This is a genomic window from Gemmatimonadetes bacterium SCN 70-22, assembly GCA_001724275.1.
GTDB lineage: Bacteria > Gemmatimonadota > Gemmatimonadetes > Gemmatimonadales > Gemmatimonadaceae > SCN-70-22.
The window spans coordinates 127693-147855 of sequence record MEDZ01000004.1 but is presented as its reverse complement, the minus strand read 5'-3'; the positions used below and the strand labels follow the sequence as shown (position 1 = coordinate 147855).

General features: G+C 71.7%; 19 protein-coding genes. 17 read left to right on the top strand and 2 right to left on the bottom strand.

Annotated elements, in window-relative coordinates; translation table 11 throughout:
• The first annotated feature begins 17 nt into the window (after positions 1-17).
• Positions 18-1328 carry a hypothetical protein gene (locus ABS52_03650; GenBank protein ID ODT04697.1) on the top strand — a complete coding sequence of 437 codons (1311 nt, stop codon included), beginning with the start codon at positions 18-20 and terminating at the stop codon, positions 1326-1328.
• A complete protein-coding gene (locus tag ABS52_03645; protein ODT04696.1) occupies positions 1318-2346 on the top strand; it encodes an anthranilate phosphoribosyltransferase in 1029 nt (342 codons plus the stop codon). The genes ABS52_03650 and ABS52_03645 overlap by 11 nt, the downstream gene beginning before the upstream one ends.
• Before the next feature lie 35 nt (positions 2347-2381).
• Here ABS52_03645 and ABS52_03640 read toward each other — a convergent pair whose 3' ends face one another.
• Positions 2382-2990, bottom strand: a complete 609-nt coding sequence (locus ABS52_03640) for a repressor LexA (protein ID ODT04695.1) — start codon at positions 2988-2990, stop codon at positions 2382-2384.
• 133 nt (positions 2991-3123) lie between these two features.
• Here ABS52_03640 and ABS52_03635 point away from each other — a divergent pair, with 133 nt between their 5' ends.
• The 9 genes from ABS52_03635 to ABS52_03595 all read left to right on the top strand — a co-directional run bounded on the left by ABS52_03635 (position 3124) and on the right by ABS52_03595 (position 12854).
• The gene (locus ABS52_03635) at positions 3124-3909 is read left to right on the top strand and encodes a hypothetical protein (protein ODT04694.1); all 786 of its coding nucleotides are present in this window, start codon (positions 3124-3126) and stop codon (positions 3907-3909) included.
• Positions 3899-4573: a hypothetical protein gene (locus ABS52_03630; protein ODT04693.1), complete on the top strand. Its 675-nt coding sequence runs from the start codon at positions 3899-3901 to the stop codon at positions 4571-4573. Before ABS52_03635 ends, ABS52_03630 begins: the two co-directional genes overlap by 11 nt.
• Positions 4570-5760 carry a tryptophan synthase subunit beta gene (locus tag ABS52_03625; protein ID ODT04692.1) on the top strand — a complete coding sequence of 397 codons (1191 nt, stop codon included), beginning with the start codon at positions 4570-4572 and terminating at the stop codon, positions 5758-5760. Before ABS52_03630 ends, ABS52_03625 begins: the two co-directional genes overlap by 4 nt.
• Positions 5757-7466, top strand: a complete 1710-nt coding sequence (locus ABS52_03620) for a hypothetical protein (GenBank protein ID ODT04691.1) — start codon at positions 5757-5759, stop codon at positions 7464-7466. Before ABS52_03625 ends, ABS52_03620 begins: the two co-directional genes overlap by 4 nt.
• Complete coding sequence (locus ABS52_03615) at positions 7463-8947, top strand: hypothetical protein (GenBank protein ID ODT04690.1); 1485 nt, start codon at positions 7463-7465, stop codon at positions 8945-8947. The genes ABS52_03620 and ABS52_03615 overlap by 4 nt, the downstream gene beginning before the upstream one ends.
• Entirely contained in the window at positions 8925-9716 is a 792-nt protein-coding gene (locus ABS52_03610; protein ODT04689.1) for a tryptophan synthase subunit alpha, read from the top strand. Before ABS52_03615 ends, ABS52_03610 begins: the two co-directional genes overlap by 23 nt.
• A 1-nt stretch (position 9717) precedes the next feature.
• Positions 9718-11805, top strand: a complete 2088-nt coding sequence (locus ABS52_03605) for a hypothetical protein (protein ODT04688.1) — start codon at positions 9718-9720, stop codon at positions 11803-11805.
• An 87-nt stretch (positions 11806-11892) separates the two neighbouring features.
• Entirely contained in the window at positions 11893-12420 is a 528-nt protein-coding gene (locus ABS52_03600) for a hypothetical protein (protein ODT04687.1), read from the top strand.
• On the top strand, positions 12417-12854 hold the full coding sequence (locus ABS52_03595; GenBank protein ODT04686.1) for a hypothetical protein: 438 nt from the start codon (positions 12417-12419) through the stop codon (positions 12852-12854). The genes ABS52_03600 and ABS52_03595 overlap by 4 nt, the downstream gene beginning before the upstream one ends.
• On the opposite strand, the gene ABS52_03590 is transcribed toward ABS52_03595, so the two are convergent.
• Positions 12783-13859: a 23S rRNA (adenine(2503)-C(2))-methyltransferase gene (locus tag ABS52_03590; GenBank protein ID ODT04685.1), complete on the bottom strand. Its 1077-nt coding sequence runs from the start codon at positions 13857-13859 to the stop codon at positions 12783-12785. The two genes, ABS52_03595 and ABS52_03590, sit on opposite strands and share 72 nt — an antisense overlap.
• Before the next feature lie 415 nt (positions 13860-14274).
• Here ABS52_03590 and ABS52_03585 point away from each other — a divergent pair, with 415 nt between their 5' ends.
• Genes ABS52_03585 through ABS52_03560 form a run of 6 tightly spaced genes read left to right on the top strand, consistent with a single transcriptional unit; the run spans position 14275 to position 20138 of the window.
• A complete protein-coding gene (locus ABS52_03585) occupies positions 14275-14595 on the top strand; it encodes a hypothetical protein (GenBank protein ODT04684.1) in 321 nt (106 codons plus the stop codon).
• A gap of 14 nt (positions 14596-14609) precedes the next feature.
• The gene (locus ABS52_03580) at positions 14610-16373 is read left to right on the top strand and encodes an aspartate--tRNA ligase (GenBank protein ID ODT04820.1); all 1764 of its coding nucleotides are present in this window, start codon (positions 14610-14612) and stop codon (positions 16371-16373) included.
• A gap of 21 nt (positions 16374-16394) precedes the next feature.
• The gene (locus ABS52_03575) at positions 16395-17336 is read left to right on the top strand and encodes a phosphate starvation-inducible protein PhoH (GenBank protein ODT04819.1); all 942 of its coding nucleotides are present in this window, start codon (positions 16395-16397) and stop codon (positions 17334-17336) included.
• 5 nt (positions 17337-17341) lie between these two features.
• Entirely contained in the window at positions 17342-17827 is a 486-nt protein-coding gene (locus ABS52_03570; GenBank protein ID ODT04683.1) for an rRNA maturation RNase YbeY, read from the top strand.
• On the top strand, positions 17791-19077 hold the full coding sequence (locus tag ABS52_03565; GenBank protein ID ODT04682.1) for a hypothetical protein: 1287 nt from the start codon (positions 17791-17793) through the stop codon (positions 19075-19077). The genes ABS52_03570 and ABS52_03565 overlap by 37 nt, the downstream gene beginning before the upstream one ends.
• On the top strand, positions 19053-20138 hold the full coding sequence (locus tag ABS52_03560) for a hypothetical protein (GenBank protein ODT04681.1): 1086 nt from the start codon (positions 19053-19055) through the stop codon (positions 20136-20138). Before ABS52_03565 ends, ABS52_03560 begins: the two co-directional genes overlap by 25 nt.
• The last annotated feature ends 25 nt before the right edge of the window (positions 20139-20163 follow it).

The window sequence follows — 20163 nt, the reverse complement described above, 5'->3', positions numbered from 1 at the left end:
CAGCGTACCGTCCCGACATGTCGATTCGCACCCTCCCGTCGCTCGCGCACGCCCTGAGTGTTGCCCCCGATCTCGACGCCGCCCTGGTGGCGCTCGGGGAGGCGCTGGCGGAATCCGACCGGTCGGCCGTCGTCGCGCTGTTTCGCTACGATGGACGTCGCGACATGCTCCGCGAGCGGCTCACTCCCGCCGGAAGCCAGGTGACCCGCGCCGTGGTGGACACCACCATCGATCACCTCCCGCCGGCCGCGCGGGCGATGGTCGCGCACGGGGGACAGTTCGTCGACCTGGGCGACCGTTCCGCGGAGTACGCCCGCCTCCTCGGGCTCACCCCCTTCGCCGACGGGGGGATCCTCGCGGTGCGCGGCCTAACGACTGACGGCGACCTCTCGGGGATGCTGGCCCTCTACGAGCAGCGGCGCATGTTCGGGACCCGCACCACCGAGCGCTTCGCCCCATCAGTGGCGCTCTTCGAGCTGGCGTACGGCCGCTTCGGCGAGCGGGAGGCGCGGGAGGAGGCGGTCCGCACGCTGGAGGACGTCACGCAGCGGGTGCACAGCGAGTACGTGCGGAAGCTGGGAGCGCTCGAGACCGAACTGGGGCGCGCGCGCGGCGCCGCGACGCAAGCGAGCCCCGCCGACAGCGACCGCCTGTTGCAGCTCGAGCGCGACATCGCCGGGGCGCAGGAGGACGGGCGTCGCGCCACCCGCAAGGCGACCTCGCTCGAGCAGCAGCTCACCGCCGCCGTCGCCCAGCTGGAGCAGGCGCACATCGAGCTGCACCGCCGCAACGAGGCGCTGCGCCAGAAGACGCGCACCTTGTACCTCATCGAGCGCTCGCTTCGCGTGGACAACACGGCGCACGACCCGCGCCAGCTGGTGGACGGGCTGCTGGCGCTGGTGGGAGACGACATGCAGGCGCAACGCTGCTCGCTCATGCTGCGCGCGCCCGAGCCCGAGATGTTGTACCTGGCGGCAGCGCGCGGCCTGGCCCCCAACATCGTCCTCGGCTCGCGCGTCCCGTTCGGCAAGGGCGTCGCCGGGATCGTGGCGGTCTCGCGGGAACCGCTCCTGGTGCAGGATGCCGCCGAGGCCGATCGCCACCCCCTCCTGCGCGACCAGTACCTGACCACCGGCTCCTTCATCTCGTTCCCCCTCATCTATCGCGGCGAGTTGCTGGGGGTGGTGAACCTGACCAACCGGGCCCGGCGCGGCGTCTTCGTCGAGGAAGACGTGGAACGGGTCAGCCTGCTCGCGCTCGAGATCGCCCTCATCGCGTCGAACGCGCGCCTCCCCGAGCGGCTCCTGGGAGAAATTGGTGGGCGCTAACGCACTGCAGCAGGCCATACGCCGGCTGGCCTTCGGGGAATCGCTCGACGCGCCGACGGCGACCGCCTCCTTCGGCGTGATCATGCGCGGCGAGGCCACGCCGGCGCAGGTCGCCGCGCTGCTGATGGGGCTGCGGGTCAAGGGCGAGACCGTCGACGAGGTGGCGGGGGCGGCCACCGCCCTGCGCGAGGCGATGGTCCACCTCCCCGCGGACGACCCCGACTCGCTGGTCGACACGTGCGGGACGGGAGGCGGGACGCTCACGACCTTCAACATCTCCACCGCGGCCGGCTTGCTGGCCGCAGGTCTCGGGGTGCGGATCGCGAAGCACGGCAACCGGTCCTTCACCTCCCAGTGCGGGAGCGCGGACGTGCTCGAGGCGCTCGGCGTCCGGCTGGACGCCCCCCCGGCGGTGATGGAGCGCGCGCTCCAGGAGGCGGGCGTGGTCTTCATGTTCGCCCCCAGCATGCACCCGGCGATGCGCCACGTGGGACCGGTGCGGCGCGAACTCGCGGTTCCGACCGTGATGAACATCGTGGGCCCCCTGGCCAACCCCGCACAGGCCGGTCGTCAGGTGCTGGGGGTCGCGGAGGTGCACCGCATGCCGCTGATGGCCGGTGCGCTCTCGGCGCTGGGGAGCCGGCACGCCCTCGTCGTCCATGGTGAGCCGGGACTCGACGAGTTCTCGCCGCTCGGGACGACCCGGGTGCTGGAGGTGCGCGATGGCACGACCCGCGAGTGGAGCGTCGAGCCGCGCGACTTCGGGTACCCGGAGTTCTCGGCCGACGGACTGGCCGGCGGCACGCCAGCCGACAACGCCCGCATCGTGCGGGAGGTGCTGGCAGGCGAGGGGACACCGGCGGCCACGGCCGCGGTGGAGCTGAATGCCGCCGCGGCCCTGTACGTCGCGGACGTGGTGTCGGACTTCGCGGCCGGTGTGTCGATGGCTCGCGAAGGGCTCGCGAGCGGGGCAGGGCTCGCCGCCCTTGAGCGGCTGCGGCAGGCGTACGCGCTCTAGTCGCGCGCCCGCACGACCGCCCTGATGCTTGCGGCCTAGTACTTCCGGATGACGCCGACGACGATGCCCTGGATGGCGATGTCGTTCTCGTGAACATACATCGGCGCCAGCGCATCGTTGGCCGGCTGCAGGCGGATGCGCCCGTCGCGCTCGCGGTACAGCTTCTTGCACGTGGCGCCGCTGTTGTTGAGGAGGGCGATGACCATCTCCCCGTTGTCGGCGCTGCGACGCTCGTTCACGATGACGAAATCGCCGTCGCGGATCTGTTCGTCGATCATCGAATTGCCGCGCACCCGGAGGACGTAGTGGTCGCCGTTGCGGCTCACCAGTTCCTGCGGCACGGCGATCGTCTCGTTGTAGGACAGGGCCTCGATCGGGGCCCCGGCCGCCACGGTGCCGAGCAGCGGCAGCTCGATGGCGCGGGCGAAGACGTCGGAGGGGAGGATCTCGATGGCGCGGCTCTCGTTGTAGTTGCGCCGGATGTACCCCTTACGCTCCAGGTTGGTCAGGTGCTCGTGCACCGTGGCCAGCGAGTTATAGTTGAACTGCGCGGCGATCTCCTCGAAGCTGGGAGCATAGCCGTGATCCGCCGCATACTCCTGCAGGTAGGTCAGGATCTCTCGTTGCCGCTTGGTCAACGCCATTGTGCGCTCCGCGCCAAGGTGCGTTCGGGAGCCATGAGTGCAAGGACGATCCCCGAACATCTGCCGAAGCAACGTTAGCCGAACAAGCCCCGAAGTGCAAGAGAATCTCCCCTGGACGCCCCCCTCGGGCCCATTGGGCCGCCTGAGCCGGGCTGCCCTCGAACGCGCCGAGCTCCTCCTCCCCCGGCGGGCGGAGCTGCGCGATCGCGCCCGCGACGCCGCTCCTCGCCCATCCCTTGCCCAGGCCCTTCGGGGAGGGGAGACGGTGGCGATCATCGCCGAGATCAAGCGACGCTCCCCATCGAAAGGGGTGATCAATGCCGCCATCGATGCGGGCGATCGCTCCCGGCTCTACGCCGAGTCCGGGGCGCGCGCCCTCTCGATCCTCACCGAGCCGGCCGAGTTCGGCGGCTCGGCCGATGACCTTCGAATGGTGGCGGGACAGGTGGCGATCCCCCTGCTCAAGAAGGATTTCCACGTCCACGAGGTCCAGGTGTGGGAGGCCCGGGCGCTGGGGGCGTCGGCGATGTTGTTCATCGCACGCGCCCTTGCCCCCGACATGCTGCGCCGTCTGGTCGACCTGGCGGTCGAGGCCGGCGTCGAACCCCTCATCGAGATTCGCTCCGAGGCGGAGCTCGAGGTGGCGCTGATGACGCCGGCGCAGGCGATCGGCGTGAACGCGCGCGACCTGGAGACGCTCGTCGTGGACGCGGCCGTCACCGAGCGGGTCCTCCCGCGCATCCCCGAGGATCGCATCCGGGTGGCGGAGAGCGGGATGGCGACGCCCCGCGACGTGGCCCGCGCCGCGTCGCTCGGCGCGCATGCGGCGCTCATCGGCTCGTCGCTCTCGGCGGCCGCCGATCCCGCGGCCACGCTGCGGGCCCTGGCGGGCGTCGCCCGGGGGGGACATGGGGGTTGAGATCAAGTTCTGCGGGCTGACGCGAGCCGACGATGCGCGGGTCGCGCTGTCGTTAGGCGCGGCCTACCTGGGGTTCATCCTCGCGCCCAGCCCCCGTCGCCTGACGCTGGAGCAGGGCGCGGCCCTCCTCGCCTCCCTGGATGCCGGTGCGACGGCGCCTCCCGCCCGGCGGGCACGCCGCGTCGGCGTGGTGGCGGGCGCGGACGTGCGGTCCATCGTCCAGGCCGTCGACACCCTCGGACTCGACGTCGTCCAGCTCCATGGCGTCGATGACGAGCGGCTCGTGCCGGCGCTGCGGGCGGCGACTCGCGCGCAGCTCTGGAGCGTGGTGCACGTGGGCGCGGACGGCGTCGATGAGAAGCGCCTTACGAGCGCGGCGCGTGCCGATGGCGTCGTCCTCGATGCGAAGGTCGACGGGGTGCTGGGGGGAACGGGGCGCGCGTTCGACTGGGCGCGGGTCGCCCGGGCGGTGGATCCGTTCCGCGGGGTCCGACCGATTATCCTTGCTGGAGGGCTGCGACCGGACAACGTCGCGCGCGCGATCGCGCTCTTCGCGCCGGACGTGGTCGACGTCTCGTCGGGGGTGGAAGCGGCCCCCGGTTGCAAGGATCCTGCGCGCATGCGCGCGTTCGCGGACGCCGTACACGGAGCTGGAGGGAGATGACGGTCCCCGTCGCACTGCACGATCGATTTGGCGTCTATGGCGGGCGCTACGTACCCGAAACCCTGATCCCGGCGCTCGACGAGCTCGAGGCGGCGTTCGACGCCGCGCTGTCGGATGCGGCCTTCATCGCCGAGTGGCATTCGCTGCTGACGCACTACGTCGGGCGGCCGTCGGCGCTGAGCGACGCGCCGCGGCTGTCGGAGCTGGTCGGGGCGCCGGTGTGGCTCAAGCGCGAGGACCTGAACCACACGGGTGCCCACAAGATCAACAACACCGTGGGGCAGGCCCTGCTGGCGCGCCGCATGGGGAAGTCGCGCATCATCGCCGAGACGGGGGCGGGGCAGCACGGCGTGGCGACCGCGACCATCTGCGCGCGATTCGGGCTCGAGTGCGTCGTCTACATGGGCGAGGAAGACATGCGGCGGCAGGCGCTCAACGTCTACCGCATGCAGCTGATGGGGGCGCGTGTGATCCCCGTCACCAGCGGGACGCGAACGCTCAAGGACGCCACCACGGAGGCGATCCGCGACTGGGTCACGAACGTCCGCGATTCCCACTACATCATCGGCTCGGTGGTGGGGCCGGCCCCGTATCCGCGGATGGTGAAGGAGTTCCAGGCGGTCATCGGGCGCGAGGCCCGGGCGCAGATGCTGGAGCGCGCCGGGCGGCTGCCGCGGACCGTGGTGGCATGCGTGGGGGGGGGGTCGAACGCGATGGGAATTTTCGCCGGATTCGTTGACGATCCGGGGGTGCAACTCGTCGGAGTGGAGGCGGCAGGTGAAGGGCTCGATTCCGAGCGCCACTCGGCGTCGCTGTCCCGCGGGACGCCCGGCGTCCTGCACGGCTCCCTGAGCTACCTGCTGCAGGATGACCGGGGGCAGGTGCACCCGGCGCACTCGATCTCGGCCGGGTTGGACTACCCGGGCGTGGGGCCGGAGCACTCCTTCCTGAAGGATAGCGGCCGGGCCCGCTATGTCGCGGTCGGTGACGAACAGGCGCTCGAGGGATTCGCGATGCTGAGTCGACTGGAGGGGATCATTCCGGCATTGGAGACGGCTCATGCGGTGGCGTGGGTCGCGGCGCAGCGTGGGCAGTGGGGCGCCGACGAGCCGGTGCTGCTCTGCGTGAGCGGGCGCGGCGACAAGGACGTGGCGCAAATCCGCGAGATGGGGCTGCTCACGCTGTGACGCAGCCGTCGGCGCCGCCCCAGCTCCCTGGCGTGGACGACCGTCCCGAGCCCCCGTTCCCGGCGGCGCTCGTGGAGGAGATGCTGCGCATGTTTGCGCGGGCGGTGCGCGCGCACCAGCTCTACCTCCACAACAACCCGACGTACCTCAAGGCGCTGGACAACCTGCGTGCGACCTTCGCGCCGATCTGGTCCCATACCGACGAGGTCACCATCGAGGTGACCGACACCCAGCTGCGCTGGGAGGGGCTCGTCGTCATCAACGAGCCCGACAAGACGACCGACGCGCTGCCGTGGGTGCTCTACAAGGACGGCATCCGCGAGTTGCAGCTGATGCGCGGCGTCGAGGAGTCGGAGGTCGTCGCGCTGGTGGACATCGTGTCGCGGGTGCGCAAGGCGCTGCCTGACGAGGACGACCTGCTGACGCTGCTGTGGGAGCAGGAATTCGCGCAGGTCCGCTACCGGTACGTGGACATGGTGCTCGAGGGGGTCGCGCCGCTGGATGCGTCCGACCTGGCGCACCAGGACCGGTTGGTGGACCCGCAGCAGGTGCAGGAACCGCCGCAGGAGACGATCCTCCCCAGCGGGGTCGTGAACCTCGACGACTTCGACGCCACGCTCTACTTCCTCGACGAGCACGAGGTGGAGTACCTGCGTGACGCGGTGGCGGCCGAGTACGCGGCCGACCTGCGGGGGAACGTCGTCTTCATGCTGCTCGACGTCTACGAGGTGCAGACCGATCCCGCGATCCGCGAGGAGATCGTGAGGGTGCTCGACAACCTGCTCGTGCAGCTGCTGGCGGCCGGGCGCCTCCGCACGGTGGCCCTCCTCCTGCGCGAGGTGAACGTCGCGGCCAACCGGGCACGGGAGATCGCGCCCGCGCAGCGCGAGCAGCTCCTGACGCTCCCCAACCGCATGAGCGAGCCGGAGGCGCTGTCGCAGCTCCTGCAGTCGCTGGACGAGCGCGCGGACCTCCCCGAACAGGGCGACCTGAACGAGCTCTTCGACCAGCTCCGGGTGACGGCGTTGGGGACGATCTTCGCCTGGCTGGGGCGGCTCCAGGATCCGCGCGTACGCGCCCAGCTCGAAGCGGCGGCGCAGCGGCTGGCGGCATCCAACACGGCGGAGCTGGTGCGCCTCATCGGGGCGCCCGAGCGCGAGGTGGCGCTGGAGGCCGTCCGCCGTTCCGGCGCGATGCGGGCCGCCGCAGCGGTCCCCGCGCTCTCGCGACTCACCGGGCACCAGGAGGGCGGGGTGCGCCTGGCAGCCGTGCAGGCGCTCGGCGAGATCGGGACCCCCGGTGCGCTGCAGCAGCTGGAGCGGGCCATCGACGACCCGTCGCGTGAGGTGCGCGTGGCGGCCGCCCGCGCCTTCGCGGCGCGCGCCCACAAGCCGGTGCTGGCGCGCCTCGAGGCGGCCATCAAGGCGAAGCGCCTGGGGGATGCCGACCTCACCGAGAAGATGGCGATCTTCGAGGCCTATGGGGCGATGTGCGGCGAGGCGGGGATCCCGCTGCTCGACGGCCTGCTGAACGGCAAGGGGATCTTCGGACGGCGCGAGGACGCCGAGCTGCGGGCCTGCGCGGCGCGGGCGCTCGGCCAGGTCGGGTCGAACGCGGCCATCGAGTCGCTCCGGCGCGCGGCGGCGGACAAGGAGATCCTCGTGCGCAACGCCGTCAACCGCGCCCTGCGGGGAGGGACGGAGTGAGCGGGATACGGCCCACCCCGGCGACGGGGACGCGCATGCAGGTCTCGACCAGCGACCTGTCGGGGGACACCTACATCCGGCGTGCCGGAAGGCAGCTGATCCAGAGCGTCTACGGCGCCATGCGCGTCATCCGGCTGTACCCGCCGGAGAACGAGGCGGTGCGCAACGCCCTCGCCGACCTGGCCGCGACCGCCGGGGCGCTGCTCGAGCGGGAGCACGAGCTCGAGCTGCGTGCCACCAACGAGTTCATCTTCGTCAACTCGACCCGCCTGCGCCTCGACCTGGACAACTACGCGAGCTTCTCGCAGATCCTGTCGGCGCTTCGCGCCTGCGGCGTCGGGGTCGTGCGCGTCCATCCGGGAGCGCAGGCGCGTGACTGGCTCGTCTTCCTCTCGCTCCTGCTGAGCCAGAGCAAGTCGGAGGGGGATGTCACGGCGTTCGACGTCGCCGAACGGCTCGCCGCGGCGGGGGTCTCGGTCTTCGAGCTGGGGGCGCCGCTCGTCACCGAGGACGACAGCGACCGCCTGGAGCGCGCCAAGGAGGCCGCCAAGCGCACCTACTCGCAGTCCGTGGCGGTCACGAAGGAAGTGATGAACTCGGTGCGCATGGGGGCGGCGCCGAACATCAAGAAGATCAAGCGGGTGGTCCAGACCATCGTCGACCAGATCCTGAACGAGGAGACGTCGCTGGTGGGGCTCACCACGATCCGCGACTACGACGAGTACACCTTCACGCACTCGGTCAACGTCTGCATCTTCTCGGTCGCGCTCGGGCGACGCCTGGGGCTGAGCAAGTTGCAGCTGTACGACCTCGGGCTGGCGGCGCTCTTCCACGACATCGGGAAGTCGCGCGTCCCCCTGTCCGTGCTCAACAAGGTCGAGGGGCTCAACGATGACGACTGGCGATGGCTGGCCGCGCACCCGTGGCTCGGCGTGCTGGCGCTCTTCCAGATGCGCGGACAGCAGGAGCTGCCGTACCGCGCCATGGTGGTGGCCTACGAGCACCACATGAAGCTCGACCTCACCGGCTATCCCAAGAGCACGCGCCCGCGCCAGCAGAGCATCTTCAGCAAGATCGTCGCCGTGGCCGATGGCTTCGACGCCGCCACCACGCGGCGCGCCTACCAGACGGTCCCCATGTCACCGGCCGCTGTGCTGGCCGGCATGCGCGACAACCCGAAACGCGGGATGGACCCGGTGGTCGTGAAGGGGTTCATCAACCTCCTCGGCGTCTTCCCCGTGGGGACGGTGGTCGTCCTCGACACCTTCGAGCTGGCCGTGGTGCACGCCACGAACCCGAACCCGGCCGCGATCTCGCGCCCGATCGTCCGCATCGTCAGCGATGACCGCGGCAACGTGCTCTATCCGGGGCACCTCGTCGACCTCACCGAGCAGAACGGCGATGGCACGTACGCCCGCACCATCATCAAGACCGAGAACCCCGATCGATACGGCATCAATGTCGGCGACTACTTCGTCTGATCCGCTCGCGCAGCGATTCGAAACCCTGGCCGGCGCCAACCGCCGCGCCCTCGTGACCTACATGACGGCGGGGCACCCGGACCCGGCGCGCTCGGTGGCGCTCATGCGCGCGCTCGAGGCCGGGGGAGCGGACGTCATCGAGGTCGGCGTCCCATTTTCGGACCCGATGGCCGACGGACCGGTGATCCAGCGCAGCTCGCAGGTGGCCCTTGGCCATGGCGTGGGACTGCCGCAGGTGCTGGAGATGGTGCGCGAGGCGCGACTCTCGGTTCCGGTCGTCCTGTTCAGCTACCTCAACCCGATCCTCGCCGCCGGCCCCGAGGTTCTGGCCCGCGCCGCCGAGGCCGGAGTCCACGGCGTGCTCGTGACGGACCTGCCGGTCGGTGCCGACCCGGCGCTCGAGGCCAGGATCGGCGACGGACCGCTGGCGTTCGTGCGCCTGGTGGCCCCGACGACGCCGACCGAGCGGATGCGCGAGATCGCCCGTCACGGGCGCGGCTTCGTGTACCTCATCTCGCGCCTCGGCGTGACCGGCATGCAGCGCGACGTGGCCCGCGACCTTCCGGAAACCGTGGCGCGGCTGCGGTCGGCGACGGAGCTCCCGATCTGCGTGGGCTTCGGCATCTCCACCGGGGAACAGGCGCGCGCCATCGGGCGCATGGCCGACGGCATCGTGGTGGGGAGCGCCATCGTGAAGGCGGCCGAATCCGGGGTCGAGGCGGCGCACGCCCTAACCGTGGAACTCCGCCAGGCACTCGACGCCGCCTGACGTGCGCGTGCGCGTCGACCTCCTCACACGTGGCATCGCCGTCGCGGGGACCGCGGTGGTGGGGGGGCTGACGGTCGCCGACCCACGGTGGGCCACGCACCCCGCAGGCCTGCTGGTCGTGGCACTCGGCACCATCCTCCTGCGCGCGCGCCCGGTCGCGCTGACCAAGTACTCGACGCTGTCCGGGACGGCGGTGGCCGCGATGTCCGGGGCGCTGGTCCTCGGGGTGGGCGCCGCGACGATGGCCGTCTTCGTCGGCATCCTCTGCACCGACTGGCTCCTCCATCGCAAGATGCTGTGGTGGGCCTGGGTCAACGCCGGGCGCGAGGTGCTCGCCCTGGCCGCCGCGTACGGGGCCTATGCCGCCACCGCCCTCCTCACGAACGTGCAGCTGACGGGGGCGCTCACGGCCGAGGTCGTCCCGGCCATGTCCGTCTTCGCCTTCGCCTATTTCGTGACGGGGCGGGGGCTGCAGTACTTCTCCCTCCTGGTGCGCGACAAGCTGTTCCCCGACGAGCGCGCGCTCATCCTGCGCTACGAGGTCGTCACCTTCGGGGCCGCCGTGGCGGCGACGTTCCTCGTGGTCCTGACGATCGTCAACGTCGCGCACGCCGGGTGGTGGGTGGTCGCCGTCGCGCTGGGTTTCGCCTCCCTCCTGTTCCAGCGCATCCTCGAGGAGGCCATCGCCGCCGAGGAGCTCAACAAGGTGCACCAGATGGAGCTGGTCGTCTCGAGCGACGCCTCGCTCGGCGAAGCCTTCACCCGCATCGCCGGGCTGGCGAGCCGCCTGATCGACTGGCGGGAGTTCAGCATCCATCGCCTGCACGAGGGGGCGCCCCGCCTCCTCTTCACCAGTCGCGACGGCCTGCTCGATCCGCCCATCGACCCCCCCGACAGCGGACGGCTGCTCCGTGAGGAGGCGCTCGCCAGCGGGCGACCGGTGGTCGTCAACGACGCCACGATCGACCCGCGGCTCGTCGGCGGACGCGAGACGGTGCAGAGCACCGTCGTCGTTCCGCTCATGTTCGGGGAGCGCGCCGTGGGGCTGCTGGAGCTGGAACACCACAAGCGCGACATGTACGGGGCGAAGGAGCTGGCGATGGTGCAGCGCTTCGCCAGCCAGCTCGCCACGACGATCCACATCCAGGACCTGCGGCGTCCCCTGGTGGAGTCGGTGGCCCGGCTGGAGCGGCAGGTGGGGACGATGGGTGAATCGGCGCACGCGCTGCGCGGGGGTGCCGAAACCGTCGCCCGACTGGCGACGGAGCTGTCGCGATCGGTGGCCGAGGCGAGCGACCAGTCGGCGCGCGGACGCGATGCCGCCGCGGACGTGCACGCGACGACGACGACCATCGCCCGCGACGCGCGTGAAGCGGCGTCGGCGAGCGAACGCGCCGCGCAGATCGCCACCGAGCATCGGGGGACGATTGGCACCGCCATCGAGCGCCTCGTGAGCGCGAAGGGGTTCGTCGGCGAGAGCGGGGCCATCATGGCCGACCTTGGCGACGAGACCCGCCGCGTCACCTCGTTCATCGGCGTCATCAAGGACCTGGCCGAGCAGACGAATCTCCTGGCGCTCAACGCCGCCATCGAGGCGGCGCGGGCCGGAGAGGAGGGACGCGGCTTCGCGGTGGTGGCCGAGGAGATCCGCAAGCTGGCGGAGCAGAGCGGGCGCGCGTCGGAAGACGCGAGCGTGCTGGTGGCGACGCTGGTGGGCCAGATGGAACGGGCGACGCGGCAAATGGATCGCGGGCAAAGCCTGGTGTCCGACGTCGAGACCCTGTCCGGATCGGCGCGCGACGCGATGGCGCAGGTGGTGGAGTCGTCGCAGGCCGCCGCCACGTGGGCGCGGCGCATTGCCGAGGTGTCGCACACCCAGGACGAGGCGGTCGGCGGGATGCGCGATCGGCTGGCGCGCGTGGCCGAGATCTCGCGCCGGAACACCGAGGGGACGGAGCAGCTGGCGGCGACGGCGGAATCGCAGGCGCGCTCGGTGCACGAGGTGGAGGGGGCGACGCGCGAGCTGCGCGAGCTGGCCACCTACCTTGGCGACCTCGCCCGACGCCTGTCGCGCATCGGGCAGCGCTGAAATTGACGCCCCTCCCGGGCGCTTTTAGGTTGCGCCGGCGTGCCCTCCTTCGCTGATTCCTCGCCGCCGTCGCACGCCCCGTCCCCGGTGGAGCTCCCCTCGTGGGCGCGGGTCGGCGACAAGCGACGCGCGCACATCGCGCGCGTGACGGCGTTGCTGGACGGCTGGAGCGAGGCGCTGCACCTCACCGATGCGGAGCGCCAGCTGTGGCACGATGCGGGGCGCTGGCACGATGCGCTGCGCGATGCGCCGCTCGACGAATTGCGGCTGGCGGTCCCCGACCGGTCGCTCCCGGACTCGGTCCTGCACGGCCCGGCCGCCGCGCGCCGCCTGGCCGAGGAGGGGGAGGCGCGGGAGGAAGTGCTGGAGGCCATCCGCTGGCACACGCTTGGCAATCCCGAGTGGGGACGCGCGGGGCGGGCCCTGTTCATGGCCGACTACCTCGAACCCGGGCGTCCGTTCGCGCAGGCCGATCGGGCCTTCCTGGCCTCGCACGTCCCCATGGACTTCGACGGCGTCTTCCGGCAGGTGGTGCGGACGCGGATCGAGTGGACCCTGCGCGAGGGGAAGACGATCTTTCCCGAGACGGCGGCGCTGTGGAATCGCGTGCGATGAGGCGCATCGCGCTGTTCGTGGCGGCGGCCGTGCTCGTGGCCGCCGGGGCGGGCGCCTGGCTCCTCCGCGCCAGCCCTGGTGCACCTGACGAGCCCCGCGCGCCCCAGGGCGCCCCCGTGCGCCGGGTCGTCCCTCCGGGGACGCGCATCCGGGTGGAGGTCCTCAACACGACGACCACGCGGGGCGTCGCACGCCGGGTCACGCTCTACCTGCGGGATGCCGGCTTCGACGTCGTGCGGTTCGCGGGGCAGGGACCGGCGCTCGATTCGACCCTGGTGCTGGACCGCAGCGCTCACCCCGAGTGGGCGGCGCTGGTCAGCGAGGCGTTAGGCGGGGCGCGGGTGGAGTCGCGCCCCGACAGCTCACGCTACGTTGACGTCACCGTGCTGGTCGGCCGGGTGGTGCGAACGCCGCCGGAGGCGTTCTACCCGTAGCTGTCCGCAGGCGGCCGCGATGTCCTTGCCGCGGCTCTTCCGGATCGCCACCTCGACGCCGAGGCGTCGCACGCGGCCGGCGAACGCGCGGATGCCGGCCGCGGTGGTGGGGACGAAGTTCCCGGCTCCCCCCGGGTGCAACGGAATCAGGTTGACGAACGCCCCGCACTCCCGCGCCAGGGCGGCCAGCTGCTCGGCATGCTCGGGGTGGTCGTTGACCCCGCCAAGCATGACGTACTCGAAGGTCACGCGCCGTTCGAATGCCGCGGCCGCCGCGATGACCTCGGCCAACGGGTACTTCACGTTGATCGGCATCAGCGACCGGCGGAGCTCGTCGGACGGTGCGTGGATCGAGATGGCCAGGCGGAATTGCTCGGGACGGTGCCCCAGCGCGACGATCCCCGGAAGGACGCCGACCGTGGAGACGGTGATGTGGCGGGCCCCGATGCCGAAGCCCTCGGGGGCGTTGAGGATGGTGAGCGTGGGATCGACGGCGGCCCAGTTCATCAGTGGCTCGCCCATCCCCATGAAGACGATGTTCGTCGGACGCACTGGGGGGGCCAGCAGGGCGAGTTCGCGCACCTGGCCCGCGATCTCGTGCACCTCGAGGTTGCGGGCGAATCCCATGACCCCGGTGGCGCAGAATGCGCACTTGAGGGCACACCCCGCCTGCGAGGAGATGCAGAAGGTCATCCGGTCGCCCTCGGGGATGGCGACCGTCTCGATGGTCTGCCCGTCGTGGAGCTGGAACAGGAACTTTTCGGTCCCGTCGGTCGACGACTGGCGCGCCACCAGGGCGAGTGGAGGGAGGGCGAACGCCCCGTCGAGGGCATCGCGCAATGCCCGCGGCAGGGTCGAGAGCTCCTGGAACGACCGAACCGGATGCTTCCAGAGGGCGGGGAGGAGCTGCTTGAGCCGATAGGCAGGCTCTCCGCGGGCGCGCAGGAATTCGCCGAGCGTCTCGGCGGCCCGCGCCGGCGTGAGGTTGAGCAGGTTGGTCTTCACGCGTCGACCGGCGACGAAGGGACGGGATGACGGGCGGGGCGCGGCGACCGACTCGTCCGCCCCGGTCGCCGCCGGATGGCCCGCCGGCCGGCGATGCCCGGCCCGTGACGGTCCAACACAAAGCGTGACATGCGGTTGAGCATACCGGATCCGGGGGGCGCGGTCAACTCATTGCCTACCACCGTCGAGCGCGGAAAACTAGATTCCGCGGGAGTTGTTCCGCCGGGACAGGGGCGCCCCGATCGTCGGAGGCGCCCTCCGGCCCGTCATCGCCCATGCCCCGATCTCGCAGGACGAATCGCTCCGATCCGCCCGTGGCGCGCTCCGCAGGAGACTCGGACGCGCCGTGTGCCGGACGCCGGAGACGCCGATGAGCGTGGTCCGTCGCTGGAGTCCGCCGATTCTCTGGGGTGGGATGATCCTGGTCGCGACATCACTGCCTGGTAGCGCGCTCCCGTCACCCCCGATCGTCCCCGGGGTGGACAAGGTGGTGCACGCCACGCTGTACGGTGTGCTCGGGTGGCTCGTGGCCCGCGCGGTCGCGGGGCGAGGGTGGGGCACCTGGGCGATGATGGGGCTGGCCATGGCGACGTTCGCGGCGGCGGACGAGTGGCATCAGCAGTGGATTCCCGGTCGAAGCACCGATGCCTTCGACTGGGTGGCCGACGTGGCAGGGGCCATGGCCGGCGCCTCACTTTTGCGGTCGGCGCGCGGGCGCCGGGAGACCAGGACGTGACGAGTGCGAACCCATTGGCCACGGCCCTCAGGAGCCACCTGTGCGGCGCCCTGCGTGAATCGCACGTCGGGGAGCGGGTGCGCGTGGGAGGGTGGGTGCATCGCACCCGGAACCTGGGGGGGCTCGTCTTCGTGGACCTGCGGGACCGGGCCGGGCTCCTGCAGGTGTCCTTCGCCCCGGGGACGGCGACCGCCGAAGCGTTGCAGGTGGCGGAGCGCCTGACGCCGGAGACGGTCGTCCTGGTCGAAGGAGAGGTCGTGGCCCGTCCCCCGGAGGGGCGCAATCCGGAGTTGGAGACGGGAGCGATCGAGCTGCGTGCCGTGAGCGCCCGCGTCGTCGGGCCGGCGGTCACGCCGGCGATCCCGGTGGCGCGAGGCAAGGGGGAGAAGCTGGCCGCCGAGGAGTTGCGGTTGAAGCACCGCATCCTGGACCTGCGGCGCCCCGAGCTGCAGCAGAACCTCGTCCTGCGGCACCGCCTGATGCAGGTGACGCGGCGGGTGATGAGCGGCCTGGGCTTCCTGGAGATCGAGACGCCGATCCTGACCAAGCCCACGCCCGAGGGGGCGCGCGACTTCCTGGTCCCGAGCCGGGTGCACCGCGGGGAGTTCTACGCGCTCCCGCAATCGCCGCAGATCTACAAGCAGCTGCTGATGGTGGCCGGGTACGACCGCTACTTCCAGGTTGCCCGCTGCTTCCGCGACGAGGACCTGCGCGCCGACCGCCAGCTGGAGTTCACGCAGATCGACCTCGAGGCGTCGTTCGTGAGCGTGCAGGACGTGCAGGACGTGGTGGAGGAGGTCCTGGTGGCGTTGTGGGGGGAGGCGGGGCATGCGGTCCCGCGTCCGTTCCCGCGCCTCACGTGGCGGGAGGCGATGGAGCGATTCGGCGTCGACAAGCCGGACCTGCGTTACGGCGTCGAGATCGAGGACCTGTCGGCGCACGTGGGGGCCGACGCGGCGCCGTTCGTGGCCGAGTCGTTAGGCGCCGGCGGCCGGGTGCGCGGGGTGCGCGTCCCGCATGGGGCGGAGGCGTCGCGCAAGGAGATCGACGGCTTCACCGCGGCGGCCAGGGACGCCGGGGCCGGGGGGCTCATCTGGGCCCGTCGCGCGGAGCAGGGGTGGGAGGGGCAGGGGGTGAAGGCGATCGGGGCCGGCGCGCTGGAAAGGGCGGGCGGCGCCGTCGGCGACTTGCTGCTGGCGGTCGTGGGCCGGGACGAGGTCACGTCGCCGGCGCTGCACGCCGTCCGGTCGCTGGTCGTGAAACGCCCGGGGATCCCCGTCCTCCGGGAGCACGCCTTCTGCTGGGTGGTCGACTTTCCGCTGTTCGAGCATGACCCCGACACGGGGGCGCACGTCCCCGCGCACCACCCGTTCACCTCGCCGCACCCGGACGACCTTCCCTTCCTGGAAAGCGACCCGGGGCGGTGCCGCGCGCAGCACTACGACGCGGTCTACAACGGGAACGAGCTCGGGAGCGGGTCGATCCGTATCACCGATCCGCGGCTGCAGGCGCTCATCTTCCGCCTGCTGGGGATCGGTCCGGAGGAGCAGCAGCGCCGCTTCGGCTTCCTCCTCGACGGGCTCGCCTCCGGGGCGCCGCCCCACGGCGGCTTCGCGTTAGGCTTCGACCGCATCGCCATGCTCCTGGCGGGGGCCCCGTCGCTGCGCGACGTGATCGCCTTTCCCAAGACGACGGCGGCGCGCGCCCTCTTCGAGGGGGCGCCGACGCCGGTGAAGCCCGAGGACCTGCGGGCGCTCCACCTCTCCATCACCGACTGACTCGTGGCCGATCCGACGCTGATCCCGACGCAGACGCACCGCCTGAGCGCCGAAGGGGCAGACCCCCTCACGCTGGCGGGCGTGCACGACGCCAACCTGGTCGAGCTGCAGCGCCTCTCCGGGGCGCGCGTGGCCCTGCGGGGAGACGCGCTGACCCTGAGCGGGTCGGCCGAAGCGGTGGAGCGGGGGGTCACCATCGCCCAGAGGATGATCGACACCGCCCGCCAGCGCGGCGCCCTCGACGCCGACGACGTCCTGCGCATCTCGCTCGAGGAATCGCGCGAGGAGGGCGAGGACGACTACCGGATCGTGCTCCCCGGCGTGCGTCGCATCATCCAGCCCAAGACGCCGGGCCAGGGGGCGTACCTGCAGGCGATCGCCGAGAACGACATCGTCATCGGGATCGGCCCCGCGGGGACGGGGAAGACCTACCTGGCCGTGGCCGCCGCCGTCGACGCGCTGTCGCGCAAGCGCGTGCGACGCATCATCCTCGCGCGCCCGGCGGTGGAGGCAGGAGAGAGCCTGGGCTTCCTTCCGGGTGACCTGCAGGCCAAGGTGGACCCGTACCTGCGCCCCCTCTACGACGCGCTGGAGGACATGATGCCGCTCGAACGCATGCAGAAGGCGCTCGAGACGCGCGTCATCGAGATCGCCCCGCTCGCCTACATGCGCGGGCGCACGCTGAACGACGCGTTCGTGATCCTCGACGAGTCGCAGAACGCCACCAACGCGCAGATGAAGATGTTCCTCACGCGCCTGGGGGCCAACTCCAAGACGGTCATCACGGGCGACAAGACGCAGATCGACCTCCCCAAGCGCGAGGAGTCGGGGCTGCTGCAGATCGAGCGCATCCTGTCGCACATCGACGGGATCGCGATCCATTACCTGACGGACGTCGACGTGGTGCGGCATCGCCTGGTGCGCGAGATCATCAGGGCGTACGCCGAGGACCTGGGCGCCTGAGCGGCATGGACGACGAACCTTCCCCCCCGGCGCGCACGCGCCACGCCCTGGACGTCCTGGTGTCCAGCGAGGCGGGGCGCCTTCCGCTGTCGCGCGCGCGCGTGGCGGCGATCGGGCGGCGCGTCCTCGCGGGCGAGCGATGCCGGTCGGCGGTGCTCACGATCGCCTTCGTCACCGACCGGACCATGGCACGCCTCAATCGCCGGCACCTGGGACACACGGGGGCCACCGACATCATCACCTTCGCGCACGCCCCGGCCGCCCCCGTGCTCCCGCTGGTGGGGGACGTCTACATCGCCCCGGCAGTCGCCAGACGCAATGCGGCCGCCTTCGGCTGCACCATGCGGGAGGAGCTGGTGCGCCTGACGGTGCACGGGGTGCTGCACGCCCTCGGCTTCGAGCACCCGGAGGGCGCGGAGCGCCAGCGCTCGCCCATGTGGCGGCGCCAGGAGCGGTGGGTCCGGCGCCTGCGGGCGGAGGGCGCATGGTGACGATCCTGTCGTGGATGGCGGCGCTGCTCGCCGCCGCGGTGGCGGCCGCGTGCGCCGCCGCGGACGGTGCGATGCTGGCCCTCGATCCGGACGCGCAGCTCCCGCGCGATCTCCGGGCGCTGCACGGGCGACGCGAGCGCGCGCACCGCGCGCTGGCCTTCGCGCGCGTCATGGCCCAGCTCACCGGCGGCGTCAGCGTCGCCGCTGCCCTCGGGCTGGGCGAACGGTCGCGCGGCGCGGCGGTGGCCCTGGGAGGGCTCGCGGCCCTGCTGCTCGTCGGCGTGACCGAATCGCTGGCCCGCAGCACGGGAAGCGTCCGTGGCGAACGCGGCGCCCTGCGTCTCCTGCCGTTCATCCGGGCGGTGGAGCGGGGGCTCGCGCCGATCGCCGCCCTCGGCGGCTGGATCGACGCAACGCTGCATCGCCTCCTCCCCCCGTCGGCGCGGCAGGAGGACGCCCGCGAGGCGACGTCCGAGCAGTTCCGGCAGGTGGTGGCGGCCGAGGCCGAGGCCACGAAGGAGGAGGAGTTGCAGCTGCGGGGCGTCTTCCGGCTTGGCGACACCGAGGTGCACGAGCTGATGGTGCCGCGCGTGGACATGGTGGCCATCGACCGCGACACGCCCTTCTCGGAGGTGGTGGACCGGGTGCGCAGTTCGGAGCATGCCCGCATCCCGGTGTATCACGAGAGCATCGACGACATCGTCGGGATCCTGTTCGCGAAGGACCTGCTGGCGGGGATCGTCGCCGACGAAGTTCCGGAGGACTGGACCGCGCTCGTGCGCCCGGCGGTCTTCATCCCCGGGGCGAAGAAGGCCGACGCCCAGCTGCGCGACTTCCAGGCGAGCGGTCAGCACGTCGCGATCGTCGCCGACGAGTTCGGGGGGACGGCCGGGCTGATCACCATCGAGGACGTGCTGGAGGAGATCGTCGGCGACATCCGGGACGAATACGACGTCGAGGAACCGCCGGTGGAGCGCGACGGCGACGACCGCTTCTGGTTCTCCGCCCGGCTGACGCTCGACGAGCTCTCCGACATCCTGGGGGTCGACATGCGCCATGAGCAGGTGTCGACGCTGGGCGGGCTCGTCTACGAGGTGCTGGGGCGCGTCCCGCGCGCGGGCGAGGAGCTGACCCTGCATGGCTTCCGGGTGGTCGTGGAACGCGTGGTGCGGCGGCGCGTGCATCGCGTGTACTTCGAGCGCCTGGTCTCGGACGAGCCGACCGAGTGGGGCCTGGAGGGGGGCGCATGAGCGCCGCCGCCCTCCTGCTGGTGACCATCGTCGTGGTGGCCTCGTTGACGGCGGCCGCCACGGCGGTGCGGTCGGTGAGCCGGATCTGGCTGCGGCACTGGGTGGAGCGTCGCCTGAGCGGTGCCCGCACCGCCGCCCTCTACCTCGAGCGCCCGCAGCGCTTGCTCCTGGCGGCCACGACGGGGGTGGCGATGGCCGTGTTCATCGCCGGGACGTTCATCGGCACGGCGGTGCCGGGGGGCCCCTTGGCCAAGGGACGCGCCATCGTGGGGTACGCCCTCCTGTTGCTCCTGGCGGGACAGCTCATCCCGCGCGCGGTCGCGCGCCGCTGGTCGAGCGCCCTGATCCCCGTCCTCCTCCCGCTGCTGCGGGTGGTGGAATTCCTCTTCATGCCCCTCCTCGTCGTGGTGCGGCGCGTGACGGGCGAGGCGCGACGCGAGGCGAGCGAGGAGGCGGCGACCGACGCCGAAGCCCTCGAGGAACTCCTGCGCGAGGGCGAGCTGGAGGGCGTGGGCGACCATGCCGAGATCGCGATCATCGAGGGCGTCGTGCAGTTCGGCGAGAAGACGCTGGCGGAGGTGATGACCCCCCGCGACGAGGTGTTCGCGATCGAGGAGGGGACGGCGCCGGCCGACGTGGCGCGCCTGGTCGCGCAGTCACGATACAGCCGCGTCCCGATCTACCGGGGATCGCTCGACCACGTCGTGGGCATGCTGCACGCGTTCGACCTGATCGACACGGCCGGGGAGGAGCGGCCGCGCTTGCGCCCGGTGGCGCTGGCGACCACCGCGATGCCCTGCGACGCCTTTCTCACGCGCATGATCCGCGGGCGCACGCACCTGGCGGTGGTGAAGGACGACACCGGACACACGGCCGGGATCGTGACCCTCGAGGACCTGCTGGAGGAGCTCGTCGGCGACATCCGGGACGAGCACGATGAGCCGGTCACCCCGGGGACTCCCCTTTCCGCGGGCGCCCCGCTCGCCCCCACCGAGCTCCCCGGCGCTCCCCCCGCCGCCTCCCCCCCCATTCCCCCGAACGCCGGACCCGACGCGTCGTGACCACCCTGTCGTCTTCGTTCCCGGC

Bases quoted from the DNA above. Each gene is read 5' to 3' on its own strand.
- ABS52_03650 (ODT04697.1), top strand. From the start codon at position 18: ATGTCGATTCGCACCCTCCCGTCGCTCGCGCACGCCCTGAGTGTTGCC.
- ABS52_03640 (ODT04695.1), bottom strand. From the start codon at position 2,990: ATGGCGTTGACCAAGCGGCAACGAGAGATCCTGACCTACCTGCAGGAG.
- ABS52_03630 (ODT04693.1), top strand. From the start codon at position 3,899: ATGGGGGTTGAGATCAAGTTCTGCGGGCTGACGCGAGCCGACGATGCG.
- ABS52_03625 (ODT04692.1), top strand. From the start codon at position 4,570: ATGACGGTCCCCGTCGCACTGCACGATCGATTTGGCGTCTATGGCGGG.
- ABS52_03610 (ODT04689.1), top strand. From the start codon at position 8,925: ATGTCGGCGACTACTTCGTCTGATCCGCTCGCGCAGCGATTCGAAACC.
- ABS52_03595 (ODT04686.1), top strand. From the start codon at position 12,417: ATGAGGCGCATCGCGCTGTTCGTGGCGGCGGCCGTGCTCGTGGCCGCC.
- ABS52_03585 (ODT04684.1), top strand. From the start codon at position 14,275: ATGATCCTGGTCGCGACATCACTGCCTGGTAGCGCGCTCCCGTCACCC.
- ABS52_03570 (ODT04683.1), top strand. From the start codon at position 17,342: ATGGACGACGAACCTTCCCCCCCGGCGCGCACGCGCCACGCCCTGGAC.